Here is a 14,683-nt window from a genome sequence, read left to right as displayed (position 1 = left end):
AAATTTTATGCGAGCAGCAATCCCTTCAAGGGTTGTAAATAGAAAAAGTAACAATCAAGCATTTGCTTCTAAGTTCCTATTCAAATCATTCTCTCGTTTATTTTTTGCTGTTTCTTGCCTTTTGGCATTTCATTCAATTCAAGCACAAGAAACGAATTCTCCCTTTTCATTCTTAGGTATTGGCGAAGTTTATAATGGCGGAACTGCCGTAAACTCAATGTCTGGTGGTTTGGGCGTTGCAAGTTCTAATGGTATTTATGTAAATACGCTAAACCCAGCGATGCTTGCAAGAAATCGTTATACCGTTTTTGAAATGGGTGTGAATACTGAATTCAAAGCAATGCAAGATAACAGACAACGCTCTAATACTTATAATGGAACTTTAGGCCCAGTTGTGTTAGCGTTACCTGCTTCTCCACGCTGGACTTTGGCTTTGGGTTTAATGCCTTATTCTAACGTAAGTTACAAAACCCTTACTTCAAGAAAACTTAACGTTGTTGGTACAGATAGTACTATTCTTACTTATAATGGCGAAGGCGGACTTAATAAGGCTATCATCAGTAATGGTGTTAGGATAACTAAAGATATGTATGTTGGTCTTGAAACTTCTTATTTATTCGGAGTAATCAACAGAGATATTACCACACAAAACCTTAGTGATGGACAAAATTATCAAGTAAAAAGCTTTAACCGTTCTAATTACTCAAGTGTACATTTTAAATTAGGCTACGCTTGGAGACCAAAAATTAGCAAAGAATATTTCTTGAATATAGGTGCAACAGCTGAATTATCACAAAGCATTGGCATCAAAAACCTTAGAGGATTCAATACTTTTGATGCTTCTGGCATAACGCTTATTAATGCTGATACGCTTTCAAATCCGAATGGTAGTGTTACATTACCAGCCAATTACAAATTTGGGATAAGTTTAGAAAAACCAGGAAAATTATTAGTTTCGTTAGATTACTCAACAACAAAATGGACTGGCTATAAAAGTTTAGAAGGCGATAATGACGGGCTAAAAAATGCTTACACTGTAGCTGTTGGAGCGGAATATATTCCAAAATTTGATGCTATCTCTGGCTATTTCAATCACGTAATGTATCGTGTAGGAGCAAATTATACACAATCTCCTTACAGTTATAATGGAAACGAAGCTGCTAAAGACATGAGTTTCTCTGTAGGTGTTTCATTACCATTACGTACTATTTCTTATGTAAATATTGCTTATGTAAGAGGTAAAAGAGGAGTACTTTCAACAAATGGATTAGAAGAACAATACAGCAAAATTGTTGTTGGCTTCTCCTTAGGTGACTTTTACTGGTTCCGTAAACCGAAAATTGATTAATTATTCTGATAGTATGAATCAATTTAAAATATACTCTAAGCAATTGACTAATTTGACAACTCCGCTAAGGGTTGTCAAATTAGTTTTACGCCCAATATTTGGTTTAATTATTCCATTTTTTTTACTAATTGCTTGTAAAGAAGAAAAGAAAGTAATTGCAAAAAAAGCTTATAACGGCCCACTCTCAGAGATTTATGGTGTAAACATGACCTATTCAGATTCTGCTAGATTAGTCGTTAGAATGTCCACCGAAAGCCAGTTGACGATGCCCAATGAAGATAAAGTATATCCTCATGAAGTAAGAGTATTCTTTTTTGATAAATTAGGGAATAACACAACTACCTTACGAAGTGATTCTGCAAGATTCATTCGGATGAAAAATGTTTATCATATCATGGGAAGAGTACTTATCAACAATCAAATTAAACATGAAACGCTTGCCACTGATGAACTTTATTGGAATCCAGACACCAAGAAGATTTATACCGAAAAGCCAGTAGATGTAAAAACACCCGAACAAATCCTCCACGGTATAGGAATGGATTCTAATCAGGATTTTACAGAATATACTCTTAGAAAAGTAACGGGAGTTGTTAACGTAAAAAGTTTACCATAAATAACAAAATAGGCGATGTGATGAACATCGCCTATTTTGTTATTCTACTTTATTTTTACAAGTAGCCAATATTTTCTGAACATCTTTTACTTCTGTTATGGTCTTTTCTCCGCCCCATTCATTATAAATAAAAGTAGCGATTTCAGCTACGTCCAACGCTTGTAATTGCGAATTGGCTGGCATTGGTTGGCGATACGATTTCCCATTTACAACAATGGTATCCATCAATCCATTGCGCATCGAACACAGAATTAATTCTTTATTCTTTGCTAAAAAATCAGAACCAGCAATGGGCGGATACAATCCCGCTAAACCTTCTCCCTTTTCTTGATGGCAATTTGCACAATGTGTTTTATAAAGTGCTTGTCCGTCGATATAATACTGTTTTCTTTTGATTTCCTCTTTGCTATCACAAGCAAACATCGTCAATACACAAAAAACAAAACCAAATTTATAAGCAGTAATTGGACTTAACATTAATATCTTTTTCAATAAATTATTATTTATTATTTGAACTCGACTCATTTAAAAGTATTTCCATATCCTCCATCAAGTTATCTACTTTTGCAGGAACTGTTCCATCATAAATTCCACGGATGTGGCGATTTTTATCTACCAAAATAAATGCTCCGCTATGCACTACGCCACCCGGTTGTGTAGGGTCGTCGGCGGCAGAAACCATGTAACTTTTTTGTCCGATTTCAAAAATCTTCGCTTTATCACCCGTCACCATTTGCCAAGCATTGCCTTTAATTCCCAGATTACTCCTAAATTCTTTCAACACCGCAGGCGTATCGTGGCGTGGGTCGATTGAATGAGAAAGTAAAATTATGTTTGGATTATCTTTATACTTTTCATAAATCCGAAGCATTTGCGTTTTCATTTTTGGGCAAATCGTCGGGCAAGTCGTGAAAAAGAAATCAGCAATATAGATTTTACCTTTTACAAATTCTTGCGTGATTTTTACAGAATCCTGACTAATAAATTCAAAATCAGGAATTTTGTGGTAAATGGTATCAACCACCATTTTGCCATCAATCATTTTCTCAACCGTTTCTTTATTGCCCAAATAAGGTAATTCTTTAGGCACTTGCGAACAGCCCAATACAATGTTTAACAGAAAGATTAATGATAAACATTGAACAATATTTCTCTTCATGATATTTTACAAGTATTCAAAACTTACTTTTTCAAAAAAGCTTTTGCTTCTTCAATACTTGCATTCGTTAATTCTTTTACTTTGATAATTTTGTTTTTCTCTACTTCGTAGTACTTCACCACTTCTTCTTCTGATTTTCCTTTTACTTGGTCTGGATTATATTTTTCCATCCATTCCATCATTTGTACATCGGCAGAATCTAAAGCCACATACAATTCTTTCGCTTTTGAAGAATCTGAAGATACTTTTGAAATAGAATCTAATTGTCCTTTCAAGGTCATGATTTCATCCATTTTGGGCATTACTTCATCATGAACAGCCATTACTTCTTCAATCATTTTTTTCTGTTTGTCTTCCGACTTTGAACAAGAAAAAACTACTGACAACATTAATACCGATAATAATATTTTCTTCATATTGATATGTATCTGTTTAGTTTGGAACAAATTTATTGAGATAACAAGCTTTCGACCTTGAACGTTTAGTCTAAACGATAATATTTTAACTGAGGGCAAGATGCTTCCCTAAAATCTCACGAGCATTTTCTATAATAGCTTTTGAAGGATTTTCTCCGCCAATCATCTGTGCAATTTCCATAATTCGTTCTTCATTACTTAGTTTTCGGATTCTTGAAACCGTTCTGTCGGAAGAATTATCTTTATACACAAAATAATGTGCTGAACCTTGTGCCGCAATTTGATGCAAATGAGTAATGGCTATCAATTGGTGATTGCGACTCATTTCTCGCATCATATTTCCAACTTTTATTGATACTTCTCCCGAAATTCCTGTATCAATTTCGTCAAAAATAATGGTTGGTAAGGCTCTTTTATTGGCTAAAATATATTTAATCGCTAACATCAAACGGCTAAATTCTCCGCCCGAAGCCACATTTTTAATCGGTTGTGGTTTAATACCTTTGTTGGCTGAAAACAATAAATTAATCACATTGATGCCCATTGGCGATGGCTTAATGATTTCATCTTCAATTTTCAAACTAGCATTGGGCATTCCTAAATCTTTCAACAAATCCGAAATTTGTTTTTCGATAATAGGCAAAGCCGAAAGTCTTGATTGTGATAAAGCTTCAGCACTTATCAATACTTCTTTTTCCGTTTTCTCTACTTCCGCTTTGGCATCTGCTAAAGCTTCGTCGATATTCAGTACTTTATTGACTTTTTGTTCTAAATCTTTCTGAATGGCTAATAATTCAACATCTGTTTTTACTTGATGTTTTTGTAAAAGATTATAAATTACATCAAGTCGTTGTTGAATACTAGTGATTTTTTCATCATCTAATTCTACTTCTTCGGCTTCACTTTCTACTTCTACTGAAATGTCTTTGAGTTCAATCAAACAACTTTGAATACGCTCTTTTAATTGTAAATATTGTTCGCCAAAAGTACTGATGCTATTCAAATTGGCTAAAGTAGAAGTAAGTAATGGAATGATAGATTGTTCGGTAGCATTCAAATATTCGGCTGACAAAAGCAATTTAGATTTTACTTCTTCGGCATTTTCTAATTTATTCAGCTCTTGTTCTAGTACTTCTAATTCACCTGCTTTTAGCTTTATTTTCTGTAGTTCATCCAGCAAAAAGGAATTGTAATCAAACTCTTTTTTACTTTCTTTGGCTTCTATTCGAAGCTGTTCATATACTTTTTGGGCTTTATGAAAAGCCTGAAAATCTTTTTTATAAGTATCTAATAAATCATGATTCTGGGTGAAAGTATCGACGATTTCTAGTTGATAATCGTTTGCTCCCAATAATAAATTATCATGCTGTGAATGCACATCCATCAATTGCGAAGCTACTCTGCGAAGGGTTTCTAAATTAACGGGCGTATCATTGACGAAAGCACGGGTTTTACCTTGTGGAGAAATTTCACGACGAATTACGCAATGTTCATCATAATCTAATTCTTCTTCTTCAAAAATACTCTTGATGATATAACCCGAAACATCAAATTCACCTTCGATGACACACTTTTCATTGGGATTGAAAAGTGTCCGAGTATCGGCACGATTGCCCAATAACAATCCTAAAGCACCCAACATAATAGACTTCCCCGCACCTGTTTCGCCTGTAACAATGTTTAAAGCAACGTCTGGTGTTAATACGAGATGCTCGATTAAAGCATAGTTTTTTATTTGTAACTTCGTTAGCATAAGTTGTTGGCATAAAAGCCTTGTCTGTCAATTCTTCACAAATATACTAAGGACGGAGGAGTCCTTTTATTCAATTTCCAAATTTAGGTTCTCTTTTAGTCATTTTCGCTTCAAAAGCTTCTTGCAAATCAGCAGAGAGTAACATTCCCGCATTCCAAGTTGCCATGTAATTAAGTCCGTCGGCAACAGAATTATCACGACTATGCAATAAAATATGTTTCGTTCCACGAATGGCAACAGGCGATTTTTGAGCAATTGTTGCTGCCAATTGCATTACTTCTGTCAACATCGTTGCTTTATCCACAAAAGTACGATTCACCATTCCGATTTTTTCGGCTTCTTTTCCATCCACATTTCTACCCGTATAAGCCATTTCTCGTACTAACCCATCGCCAATCAATTTGGGTAATCTTTGCAAAGTACCCAAATCGGCTACCATTCCCATATCAATTTCTTTAATCGTAAAAAAAGTATCATCAGTACAATAACGCATATCGCAAGCACAAACTAAATCTACGCCGCCACCAATACAACCGCCATGAATGGCAGCCAATACTGGTTTAGAACAATTTTCAATGGCATTGATTGGAGCTTGTAAACGCAAAATATCTTTTCTGATTTTCTCTCTCTGGCGTGCATCACATGAGGTTTGCGATTGTGTAACCGACATCAACAAACTTAAATCGATGCCTGCACAAAAATGCTTGCTGTCGCCACCTTCTAGTACGATTACTCTTACTTCGGGATTTTCGTCGAGTTCAGTAAAGACTTGTAAGATTTCATCCCAAGCGGTTTGGTTCAAGGCATTGGATTTATCAGGACGATTGATGATGAGATGAGCAATATGCTTTTGGATTGAGATTTTGAGCGTTTCCATGTTTTTGGGAATAAAAAAATTCACAGAGAAAAAACTGTAAATCAGTAATTTCCCTGTGAATGTTGAAGTTAGACGATATAGATTTGGAACGCAAAAATTAAGATGAAAATTTATATTAACCTTTGCCTTTACCTCCGCCTCCGCCGTCGTTGTCGCTTGGTCTTTGGTTTACTTTTACGTTGGTATTACCAAAATTATAAGTAAAGTTGATTCTTAGTCTGCGGTTGTCCCAACGATACTCTCCCGTAGAAATCAATTCGTTGGTACGAGCTACGTTTCTGAAACGGTTCAAATCGGCAGGGTCTTCGATTGAAATTTTTAATGTACCTTTTTTATCCCAAAGGAATTTCTTGATTCCCAAATCAAATGCTCCTTGTGCTTTGCTGGTTTCAAAACCCCATGTTTCACCCGAATTGACATAACCCGAAATTTCGGCAGAGAGCGTTTTATTCAAAGTAAATGTTTGTTGTAAATACAATCCGCTGTAAAATTGGTTTACATCAACCACGGCATTTTCTCGGCTATAATTGTAGATATTGATTCCACTCCAAATATTAACATTCACGTTCCACCATTTGGTAAGATTGAAAGGCAACGAAGTACTGAAACTCCACCATGATACTTTACCATTTACATTTTCTACCGATTCTTTTATTAAACGATTGCCTGGAATATACACAGAATCTACACTATACACATCAGCAAAAAACTGTTTTACGGTTACGTAATCTACCGAAAAACTAAAAGCATCTTTAATAGTATGCGTCATAGAAATGCTATTGTTTAATGAAGGAAGTAAATTTGGGTTTCCTTTAGCATATTGTTGTGGCGAGAAAAAGCGATTAAAAGTATTAAAATTATCACTGTTTGGACGATTGATTCTACGAGAAAAATCCAATGAAACAGCGTAATCTTTTGTTACTTTTTTATTCAAAGAAAATGTTGGAAATAAATTAAAATAGTTCTGAGTTGAAAGTTCTTCGCCAGCTCTGTCAGTTCCAGAAGTATAGGTTTGTTCGCCTCTCAAACCTGTTTGTAGATTCAGGGTTTTACTGAGTTCTGTATTCAGCATAAAGTAAGCAGCATGAATATTTTGCTTGAACTTGAAATATGAATTCACCAATGCACCATTGTCTCTGAAATTATCATTAAAGTCTTTTGCATTATCTGAGAAACTACTTTTAAAACCTGTTTCTAATTTTACTTTTTTAGTTAAATTCTTTACAAAATCAGCTTTCAAAGCATAAGTAGTGAAATCATTGGGAGTTATGATTTGATTTTTCACAAGGCTATTATTTCCTTCCGACAATGTTGTGGTTGTAAATCTGTCATTAATATTCGACTTGTTCAGAATCACATCAAAATCAACATTGAGTACTGTTCCCGAAGTATCAAAAGTTTGTTTCAAATGCGTATTGAAAAGGTAGTTTTTATTATTTGAATCTCGGTTACGAAGCATTTCAATTTGCTGGAAAGTACCTATTTTTTGGTTTCTTTGACTAATACTTCGTTCTAAAGCATTGTCTGACAATGCTCCTTGCACAGTAAAGCCAATACTTGTTTTCTTGGTAAAATCATAATCAAAAGCAACTTTCGATGACCAAGAGTTTCCATCTCCATGTTGATTTCCAATATTATTTCGTGTCTCTACCAAGTTACTGCCTTCATACAATTCTTGAGTTTCCTTTGAAATATTGAACCAAGTCATGTAATTTCTGCTGATATTGGCATAAAGTGTATATTTCCCTTTCTTGGCATTCATCGTAATTCCCTGATTATTTTTCGGGAAACTGCCATATTCTTTGTAATTGCTATAGCCTACACCCATGTCCACGATGTAGTTTGTACCAAAATTTTTGCCTTTTTTGGTTTTAATATTGATAATTGCCGTAGTTCCAGAAGCGTCATACCGAGCAGAAGGATTGGTGATTACTTCAATTTTATCAATGTCATCACTCTTTAAAGTTTTCAAAAAATTGGCTAATTGTTCATCACTTAAATAAGTTTTACGATCATCAATCATAACCAAAACGCCCGACTTTCCTTTTACTTTTATCGTTTCTGAATTTCTATCTACTGTAACGCCTGGTACTTTTTCCATCAGCTCCAAACCGTTCAAACCAGAAGTAATCGGGCTGGCTTCAACGTTCATAATCATCTTATCGCCCGAACGTTCGATTAATTGCTTTTTAACGCTTACTTCTACTTCCGAAAGCGTTTTACTTTCTGGCAATAATTGAATATTTCCAAGATTCAAATCGGCACGAACTTCGATTTTTTGATAGTGCTTTTGGTAGCCAATGGTTGTGATGGCAAGTAAATAAGTATTATGAGCAATTTGTGGCACTTGGAACTTCCCATCCACATCAGCCACAACACCCTTTATCATTGTTGAGTCTTTTTGGCTCAAAATCAATACATTAGCAAAAGGAGAGGCTTGTTTTTTTTCGTCTAATACTATTCCTGAAACAGTTGACTGCCCCAAAGCTTGAATAGTAGTAAAGAGGAATAATGCAAAAATAGTAGGTTTAAAGGTCATGAGCATTTAGCATTTTGATGATTTGACAAGAAGATGCAAAGGTTGTACAAAATGTTGCATGTGAAAAGTTAAAAAGTCTTAACAAAAGTTAAATCTTCAGGATAACAACCTTATAAATATCGTTTCATGAATGAAATTTCTTTAGAAATAATATGGATATGCGGAAAGAAATGTATAAATTTTTGCCATGATTAGAGTCCCTTCCCTTATACACGCTGGTGAATTTCAATCCCTGAAAATTCAGGATATGACTTTCGTTGCCTACCGCAACCAAGACCCGCCACTCAAGAATGAAGTGTTTTTTGAAGAACACGCCATGATTTTTGTGTTGGAAGGAGAAAAGCGTTTTACGCTTCCCAGCCAGACGATTCATGTGCGAAAAGGAAATGTAGTATTTATTCCAAGGGGCTATTATTTGATGCAAGAAACCATTGATTCAAGCTATCGAAGTTTAGTTTTTTTCTTTAACGAAAAACTGCTAAAGGAGTTTGTTAACCAACATTTAGAGCTTTTTGAAGAGTATCAAAGCAACCAAGCATTACAAGGAATGTGGGATAACGCCAGCCCACTGTTGGTGCTAGAAATCACCGAAAGTTTAGATAAATTCACAGAATCTATCTTCCCGTACTTTCATTATGAAACCCAATATTTGAACCATTTCTTACGATTAAAACTACAAGAATTACTCTTGCACATTCTGGAAATTGACCATTCAAAACAGTTTAAATCAATACTTTTTAGTTTGTACAAAGGCGAGAAACCTGATTTAGCTTTTTTGATGAATTCTTACTATTTAAAACCACTTTCATTAGAAGAACTCTCAAGACTTTCAGGCAGAAGCTTGTCGGCTTTTAAAAGAGATTTTCAACAAGAATTCAATACAACGCCAGCCCTTTGGATTAAAAATAAACGATTGGAGTACGCTTGTTTACAAATAGAAAAAACCGAGAAAAACGTTTCAGAAATCAGTATGGAAATTGGTTATGAAAGTGTCTCACACTTCATAAAAGCCTTTAAAGAAAAATACGGTCATACGCCTTCGGCTTTGAAGAGATAGGTAAAACAAAAGATGAGTCATTCCAAATATAAAATTAGAATGACTCATCTTTTACTCATTGCAAATACTCAACTTCTGAGCAATTGACCTATTTAAACTTCAGTACTCAATGTTTCCTCAATAATTTCTTCTTCCTGAAATAGTTTAGCTTCCATTACTTCTGTGGCATTTACTTCAAAGAATTTTTTATGAATATCAAATGTTTCCTCTCCACATTCGGTTGGCGAAGCACATTTTTTGAAAGAACCATCTTCTTGCATGGTATAAGCATTTACATTGTCTTTCAAATTCCAATCTAAAATATGAATGGCTTGTTGTTTTACTTGTGTACCATAAATTTCAAAAAGGGATTCGATTCTACGATCAAAGCTTCTTACCATTACGTCGGCTGAACCGCCATAAACTTTAGGCTCGCCATTGTTATGGAAGTAATAAATACGAGTATGCTCTAAGAAATCTCCGACGATAGAACGCACTGTAATATTTTCAGATAATCCTTTTCTTTGTGGACGCAAACAACAAATTCCACGCACTATCAATTGAACTTTTACACCTGCCTGTGAAGCTTTGTATAATTCATCTATCGTGATTTTATCCTGTAGTGAATTAATTTTAAGACAAATTCCACTTGGTAAACCAGCTTTTGCATTATCTGCTTCGTGCTGAATCATTTTTACTAAACTCTTACGCATATCACGTGGAGCAGTAATTAATCTTTGGTAAGAATGCGGTTGCGAATGTCCAGTAATTACGTTGAAAAACTCAGAAATATCTCTTGTCAATACTTCATCCGTTGTAAGTAAACCTATATCAGTATAAAGTTTTGCGGTGTCTTCATTGTAATTTCCAGAAGATAAATGGGCATAACTTTTCACGGCATCACCTTCATTTCTAATTACTTGCAGGAGTTTTGTATGAGTTTTCAACCCAGGAATTCCATAAATCACAAAACAGCCTGCTTTTTGTAAACGAAGTGCTTCCCGAATATTATTTTCTTCATCGAAACGAGCCTTCACTTCAAATAAAACAGAAACGTGTTTTCCATTTTCAGCGGCGTGTAAAAGTGCCTCTGCAATGCGTGAATGTTTTGAAATTCTATAAAGTGTAATTTTAATCGCCAATACTTGTGGGTCTTCCGCAGCTTGTTCTAGCAATTGAAGTACTGGTTCAAAATTGTTAAAAGGATGATGGAGGAGTATATCTCCTTGCCTCATTGTTTCAAAAATATTTTCTGGTTTTTGTGTTAATTGACCCAAAGCTGGCACTGAAGCTCTTTGTGCTACTTGCTTTGATTTTAATTCTGCATGTTTGATGATTTGCCAAAATGCGGTAAAATCAATCAAACTATTACTAAAGAAAATATCGTTTTTTTCAAGCTTCCAACGCTTCAACATCATCTGCAACATCCATTCCGAACAACCACTTTCCATTTCAATTCGGGTTACTCTTCCCAAACGACGGTCTTTGATTTTCTTCTTGATTTCGTCGATAAAATCTGTTTCAGAATCTTCGTGTTCTACTAAATCAAAATCGCCATTTCTGGTAATTCTGAATAAAGCAACCGATTCAATTTCTACATTTTTATAGAGTTTCCAGATTTCATGACGGATGATTTCTTCGATGGGTAAAAACATGATTTCGTCTTCACGTTCTACTACATAAAAGCGTTTTAAGTTTTGCGGAATTTGTACAAAACTAATTTTTCTACTTTCGTTGATGTTACTTTCGGTACGTTCGCCTTCGCTTTTGGTGACAACCCCAAAAATCAAGGTTTTGCCCAATAAACTCGGAAAAGTATGCGTATGGTCGAAAACCATAGGCGTAAGCATTGGGTAAATGGTACGATTGAAATAATCAAGTACTTGTTCCATTTCCTCATGATTGAGGTCGTTCAAGCCGATTACTCTAAAGCCATTTTCAAGAAATTCAGGCGTTAAATCCTCTTTATACAATCTTTGTGTTTCTGTCACAAAAGACTGTGTTGCAGCCATCAAGGTTTTTTTGAAAGGTAATTCTCTCAATCCTGAGTAATCTGTACGTTCTTTACCGTAGTCGATGTAATTATATAAAGAACCTACACGAATGGTAAAAAACTCATCAAGGTTTGATGCTGTGATGGCTAAGAATTTTAATCTATCGAAAATATTTCTACGAACGTCTCTAGCTTGGTCAAGTACTCTTTCATCAAATTTTAACCAACTTAAATCACGGCTGATATAGTCAGACTTTTCAATGACGTCATACGATTTGTTAATGACTTTTTCAAGACGACGTTTCTCATCTGGCGTTTGCTTTGTATTCATAAAATTATTAAGAAAGGAAAAAAGATTCCCCACAAGAGAATCCTTTACTCTACTGCGTTTTTTGTATTTAGGAATCATTCCACTCATGTCTCAACAAAGTTAAATCTAATCAGAATATATCCTCTATTATAAAATTATTAAATTTTAAACTCACTCCTTTTTAACTTGTACTTCGTCAGCTACCAAATTAGCGAGTAATTGTTCTAGTTTTTTCAGTGTTTCAGGACTACCGTGATAGTCGGTAATCTTTAATTTTTTCGACTCGTCGTTGAAAGCGATAATTGTTGTTGGCAAATCGCTAATATTGGCTTCATAACTACTTTTGAAAGCAAAGAAATTAGCTTCTCTGAATGTTTTGCTGAGTTGTGCTACTGTACCTTTCGCTAGCTTTTTGGAATGTAAACCTATTTTCCCTACAAACCTTTCACCTGCAAAAGTCAAGCTATCGTTTTCAAAGATATTCAATTGATATACGGGACAAGTACCATAACAGGCTGTTTTCTCTAAAGTAAAAATAGTTTTGACCACCTTTCCCGCATTATTTGCAATTTGCTCCGAATTAAGATTCGTAACATTTTTGGTATTCTTACAAGCTCCTAAAAGCAAGATAGTTAGGCAAAAAAGGCTAAGGTTTTTCATCGTTTCTATAAATTATGATGTATAAATTTGAACGCTCCTTCTATTAAAAATATTATATAAAACCTTGCGATTTAGCTAATTTAAGGCTTTTCGCCATTTAATATATAATTGGATATAAAATATTTTTGTTATTTTCGTATTCAAAAACACACAGCGTCACTGCCCACCAAAATTCCCCCTGAAGATATAATTGTTTAACCGAATTGACAGAAAATCAAAAAACGGTTAAGAATTCATGTTGAGCATTTAGCATTACCTATCAATGAATCTTAAAAATTTAAGTGACGAACAATTAGTTTCCCTGTACATCAATAATCAAAATAATCTATATTTTGAACAACTTTACGACCGCTATGCTGATAAAATATATCGCAAATGCTTATCGTTCGTCAAAGAAGAAGCTAAAGCTGAAGATTATACGCATGATATTTTCATGAAGCTTGTGCTGAATATTGCTTCATACAAAGAAACCGCCAAGTTTTCTACTTGGCTGTACGCTATTACTTATAATTACTGCATTGACCAAACAAGAATTGCTAAACGATTTGCTGAAAATCCGATTGAAGAACATTTTGATGTAGTCGAAGAAGATGATGAAACGGAATTAGCAGAAATGGAAGCAAACAGACTTCGCAAAGCTTTACAGCAAATTGTGCCTGAAGACAAAACCATTTTGATGATGAAGTATCAAGATGAAATGAGTATCAAAGAGATTTCTGGCAATTTAGATATTTCTGAAAGTGCAGTAAAAATGCGTTTGCTCAGAGCGAAAGACAAACTCAAAAAGGCATATTTAGAAAGTTTATTTTTCTGGGGAGTGATTATCACAAAAGCCATCCATGTTTTTTTTAATCATGAACAATAATTCATTTAAAAATATCGACACCGAAAAAAAAATACCTGCCCACGTAAAGTCTGCCTTGATAGCAGAAATCGAAACCATCAGAAATACTGCTGTTTTGGTAGAATTATTTGTAGGTAATTTTATCAACACTTTTACTAAATCAATAGAAGATATACACATCGAAGAAAAAAATCCCACCGTTTGATTTCCTTTTCATTCATTTACAAAAACAATTACGATTATGCCTAATATTCAAGAAATACTTTTTCAAACTTTTCAAAAACTTTTAGAACAGTTGTTTTTATTCACACCCAGAGTACTTGGTGCTATCATTTTGCTGATTCTTGGCATTATTATCGCCAAAATAGTAACGAATATTTTACAAAAAGGGCTTGAAAAAACAGGATTTGATAAACTTGGCGATAAGCTGAATACTATTGAAATTATTCAGCGTTTTGGTTCAATTAAGCTAAGTAAATTGGTTTCAAAAACACTTTATTACTTCATTTTACTAGTTTTCACAACGGCTGCTACTGAGACATTGGGAATGGAAGTATTGACCAACATGGTTACTTCTCTGGTCAATTTAATCCCTAAATTAATTGCTTCTGCATTGATGCTTTTAGCAGGAGTGATGATTGCCGATGCACTCAAAAATTCGGTCACTAATATTTGTAAATCCTTGAAAATTGATTCGGGGAAATTATTGGGTAACATTGTTTTCTTTTTCTTTTTAATTATCGCACTGATTGCTGCTTTGAAACAAGCGGGCATTGAAACCAGCTTGCTAGAATCTAGCTTTAACCTGATTATTGGTGGAATTATTTTGGCTTTTGCAGTAGGTTATGGCATGGCATCGAAAGATGTTTTAGCCAATATTCTTTCAAACTTCTACAGTAAAAACAAATTCAAAGAAGGACAAATTGTGGTGTTGGATGGTATAAAAGGCGAAATCATTACGATTGATACAACTTCTATCACCTTAAAAACGGGTGAGAGTAATACAGTTTTCCCTTTGAGTATTTTACAAAATCAGAAAGTAGAAATCATTACTGTAAATAATATTTGATTGAAATCTTTCAATCCTGAAAAATCTCCAATGCTTCATTCTTGAATTATTGGAGATTTTTTA

The 14,683-nt window shown here is 34.4% G+C and carries 14 protein-coding genes; 6 read left to right on the top strand and 8 right to left on the bottom strand.

All coding sequences use genetic code 11. The features are described from left to right. Window positions 1-7: 7 nt before the first annotated feature. Both bamG and lptC read left to right on the top strand, forming a co-directional pair. Window positions 8-1,348 (top strand): BamG family beta-barrel-assembly machinery protein, encoded by a 1,341-nt coding sequence (gene bamG, locus HNP25_RS01820; protein WP_184129378.1) that lies wholly within the window; start codon window positions 8-10, stop codon window positions 1,346-1,348. 13 nt (window positions 1,349-1,361) lie between these two features. Next, window positions 1,362-1,964 (top strand): LPS export ABC transporter periplasmic protein LptC, encoded by a 603-nt coding sequence (gene lptC / locus HNP25_RS01815; RefSeq protein ID WP_184129375.1) that lies wholly within the window; start codon window positions 1,362-1,364, stop codon window positions 1,962-1,964. A gap of 39 nt (window positions 1,965-2,003) precedes the next feature. Here the strand turns inward: lptC and HNP25_RS01810 are convergent, their stop codons facing one another. The 6 genes from HNP25_RS01810 to HNP25_RS01785 all read right to left on the bottom strand — a co-directional run bounded on the left by HNP25_RS01810 (window position 2,004) and on the right by HNP25_RS01785 (window position 8,708). Then, the gene (locus tag HNP25_RS01810; RefSeq protein WP_229202759.1) at window positions 2,004-2,456 is read right to left on the bottom strand and encodes a c-type cytochrome; all 453 of its coding nucleotides are present in this window, start codon (window positions 2,454-2,456) and stop codon (window positions 2,004-2,006) included. A gap of 7 nt (window positions 2,457-2,463) precedes the next feature. After that, window positions 2,464-3,123, bottom strand: coding sequence for an SCO family protein (locus HNP25_RS01805; protein ID WP_184129372.1), 660 nt, complete (start codon window positions 3,121-3,123; stop codon window positions 2,464-2,466). Between the two features lie 23 nt (window positions 3,124-3,146). Next, window positions 3,147-3,539 (bottom strand): hypothetical protein, encoded by a 393-nt coding sequence (locus HNP25_RS01800; RefSeq protein ID WP_184129369.1) that lies wholly within the window; start codon window positions 3,537-3,539, stop codon window positions 3,147-3,149. 85 nt (window positions 3,540-3,624) lie between these two features. After that, window positions 3,625-5,292 carry a DNA repair protein RecN gene (gene recN, locus HNP25_RS01795; protein ID WP_184129366.1) on the bottom strand — a complete coding sequence of 556 codons (1,668 nt, stop codon included), beginning with the start codon at window positions 5,290-5,292 and terminating at the stop codon, window positions 3,625-3,627. Window positions 5,293-5,362: 70 nt separating this feature from the next. After that, on the bottom strand, window positions 5,363-6,169 hold the full coding sequence (locus HNP25_RS01790; RefSeq protein ID WP_184129363.1) for a crotonase/enoyl-CoA hydratase family protein: 807 nt from the start codon (window positions 6,167-6,169) through the stop codon (window positions 5,363-5,365). A gap of 115 nt (window positions 6,170-6,284) precedes the next feature. Beyond that, a complete protein-coding gene (locus HNP25_RS01785; protein WP_184129360.1) occupies window positions 6,285-8,708 on the bottom strand; it encodes a TonB-dependent receptor in 2,424 nt (807 codons plus the stop codon). A 187-nt stretch (window positions 8,709-8,895) separates the two neighbouring features. Here HNP25_RS01785 and HNP25_RS01780 point away from each other — a divergent pair, with 187 nt between their 5' ends. Further along, window positions 8,896-9,765: a helix-turn-helix transcriptional regulator gene (locus tag HNP25_RS01780; RefSeq protein ID WP_184129357.1), complete on the top strand. Its 870-nt coding sequence runs from the start codon at window positions 8,896-8,898 to the stop codon at window positions 9,763-9,765. A 92-nt stretch (window positions 9,766-9,857) separates the two neighbouring features. Here the strand turns inward: HNP25_RS01780 and ppk1 are convergent, their stop codons facing one another. Both ppk1 and HNP25_RS01770 read right to left on the bottom strand, forming a co-directional pair. Beyond that, window positions 9,858-12,068, bottom strand: a complete 2,211-nt coding sequence (gene ppk1, locus HNP25_RS01775) for a polyphosphate kinase 1 (protein ID WP_184129354.1) — start codon at window positions 12,066-12,068, stop codon at window positions 9,858-9,860. A gap of 150 nt (window positions 12,069-12,218) precedes the next feature. After that, window positions 12,219-12,707, bottom strand: coding sequence for a DUF6438 domain-containing protein (locus HNP25_RS01770; protein ID WP_184129340.1), 489 nt, complete (start codon window positions 12,705-12,707; stop codon window positions 12,219-12,221). A gap of 262 nt (window positions 12,708-12,969) precedes the next feature. On the opposite strand from HNP25_RS01770, the gene HNP25_RS01765 reads away from it, so the two are divergent. The 3 genes from HNP25_RS01765 to HNP25_RS01755 are packed head-to-tail and all read left to right on the top strand — an operon-like array spanning window position 12,970 to window position 14,620. Further along, window positions 12,970-13,572, top strand: coding sequence for an RNA polymerase sigma factor (locus HNP25_RS01765; RefSeq protein ID WP_184129337.1), 603 nt, complete (start codon window positions 12,970-12,972; stop codon window positions 13,570-13,572). Next, window positions 13,562-13,756: a hypothetical protein gene (locus HNP25_RS01760; RefSeq protein ID WP_184129334.1), complete on the top strand. Its 195-nt coding sequence runs from the start codon at window positions 13,562-13,564 to the stop codon at window positions 13,754-13,756. The genes HNP25_RS01765 and HNP25_RS01760 overlap by 11 nt, the downstream gene beginning before the upstream one ends. A 36-nt stretch (window positions 13,757-13,792) precedes the next feature. After that, a complete protein-coding gene (locus tag HNP25_RS01755) occupies window positions 13,793-14,620 on the top strand; it encodes a mechanosensitive ion channel family protein (RefSeq protein ID WP_221432365.1) in 828 nt (275 codons plus the stop codon). Window positions 14,621-14,683 lie beyond the last annotated feature (63 nt).

The sequence above is a fragment of the Arcicella rosea genome (assembly GCF_014204325.1).
Lineage (GTDB): Bacteria > Bacteroidota > Bacteroidia > Cytophagales > Spirosomataceae > Arcicella > Arcicella rosea_A.
The sequence above is the reverse complement of the archived record's forward strand: the minus strand, read 5'-3'. Positions and strand labels throughout refer to the sequence as shown.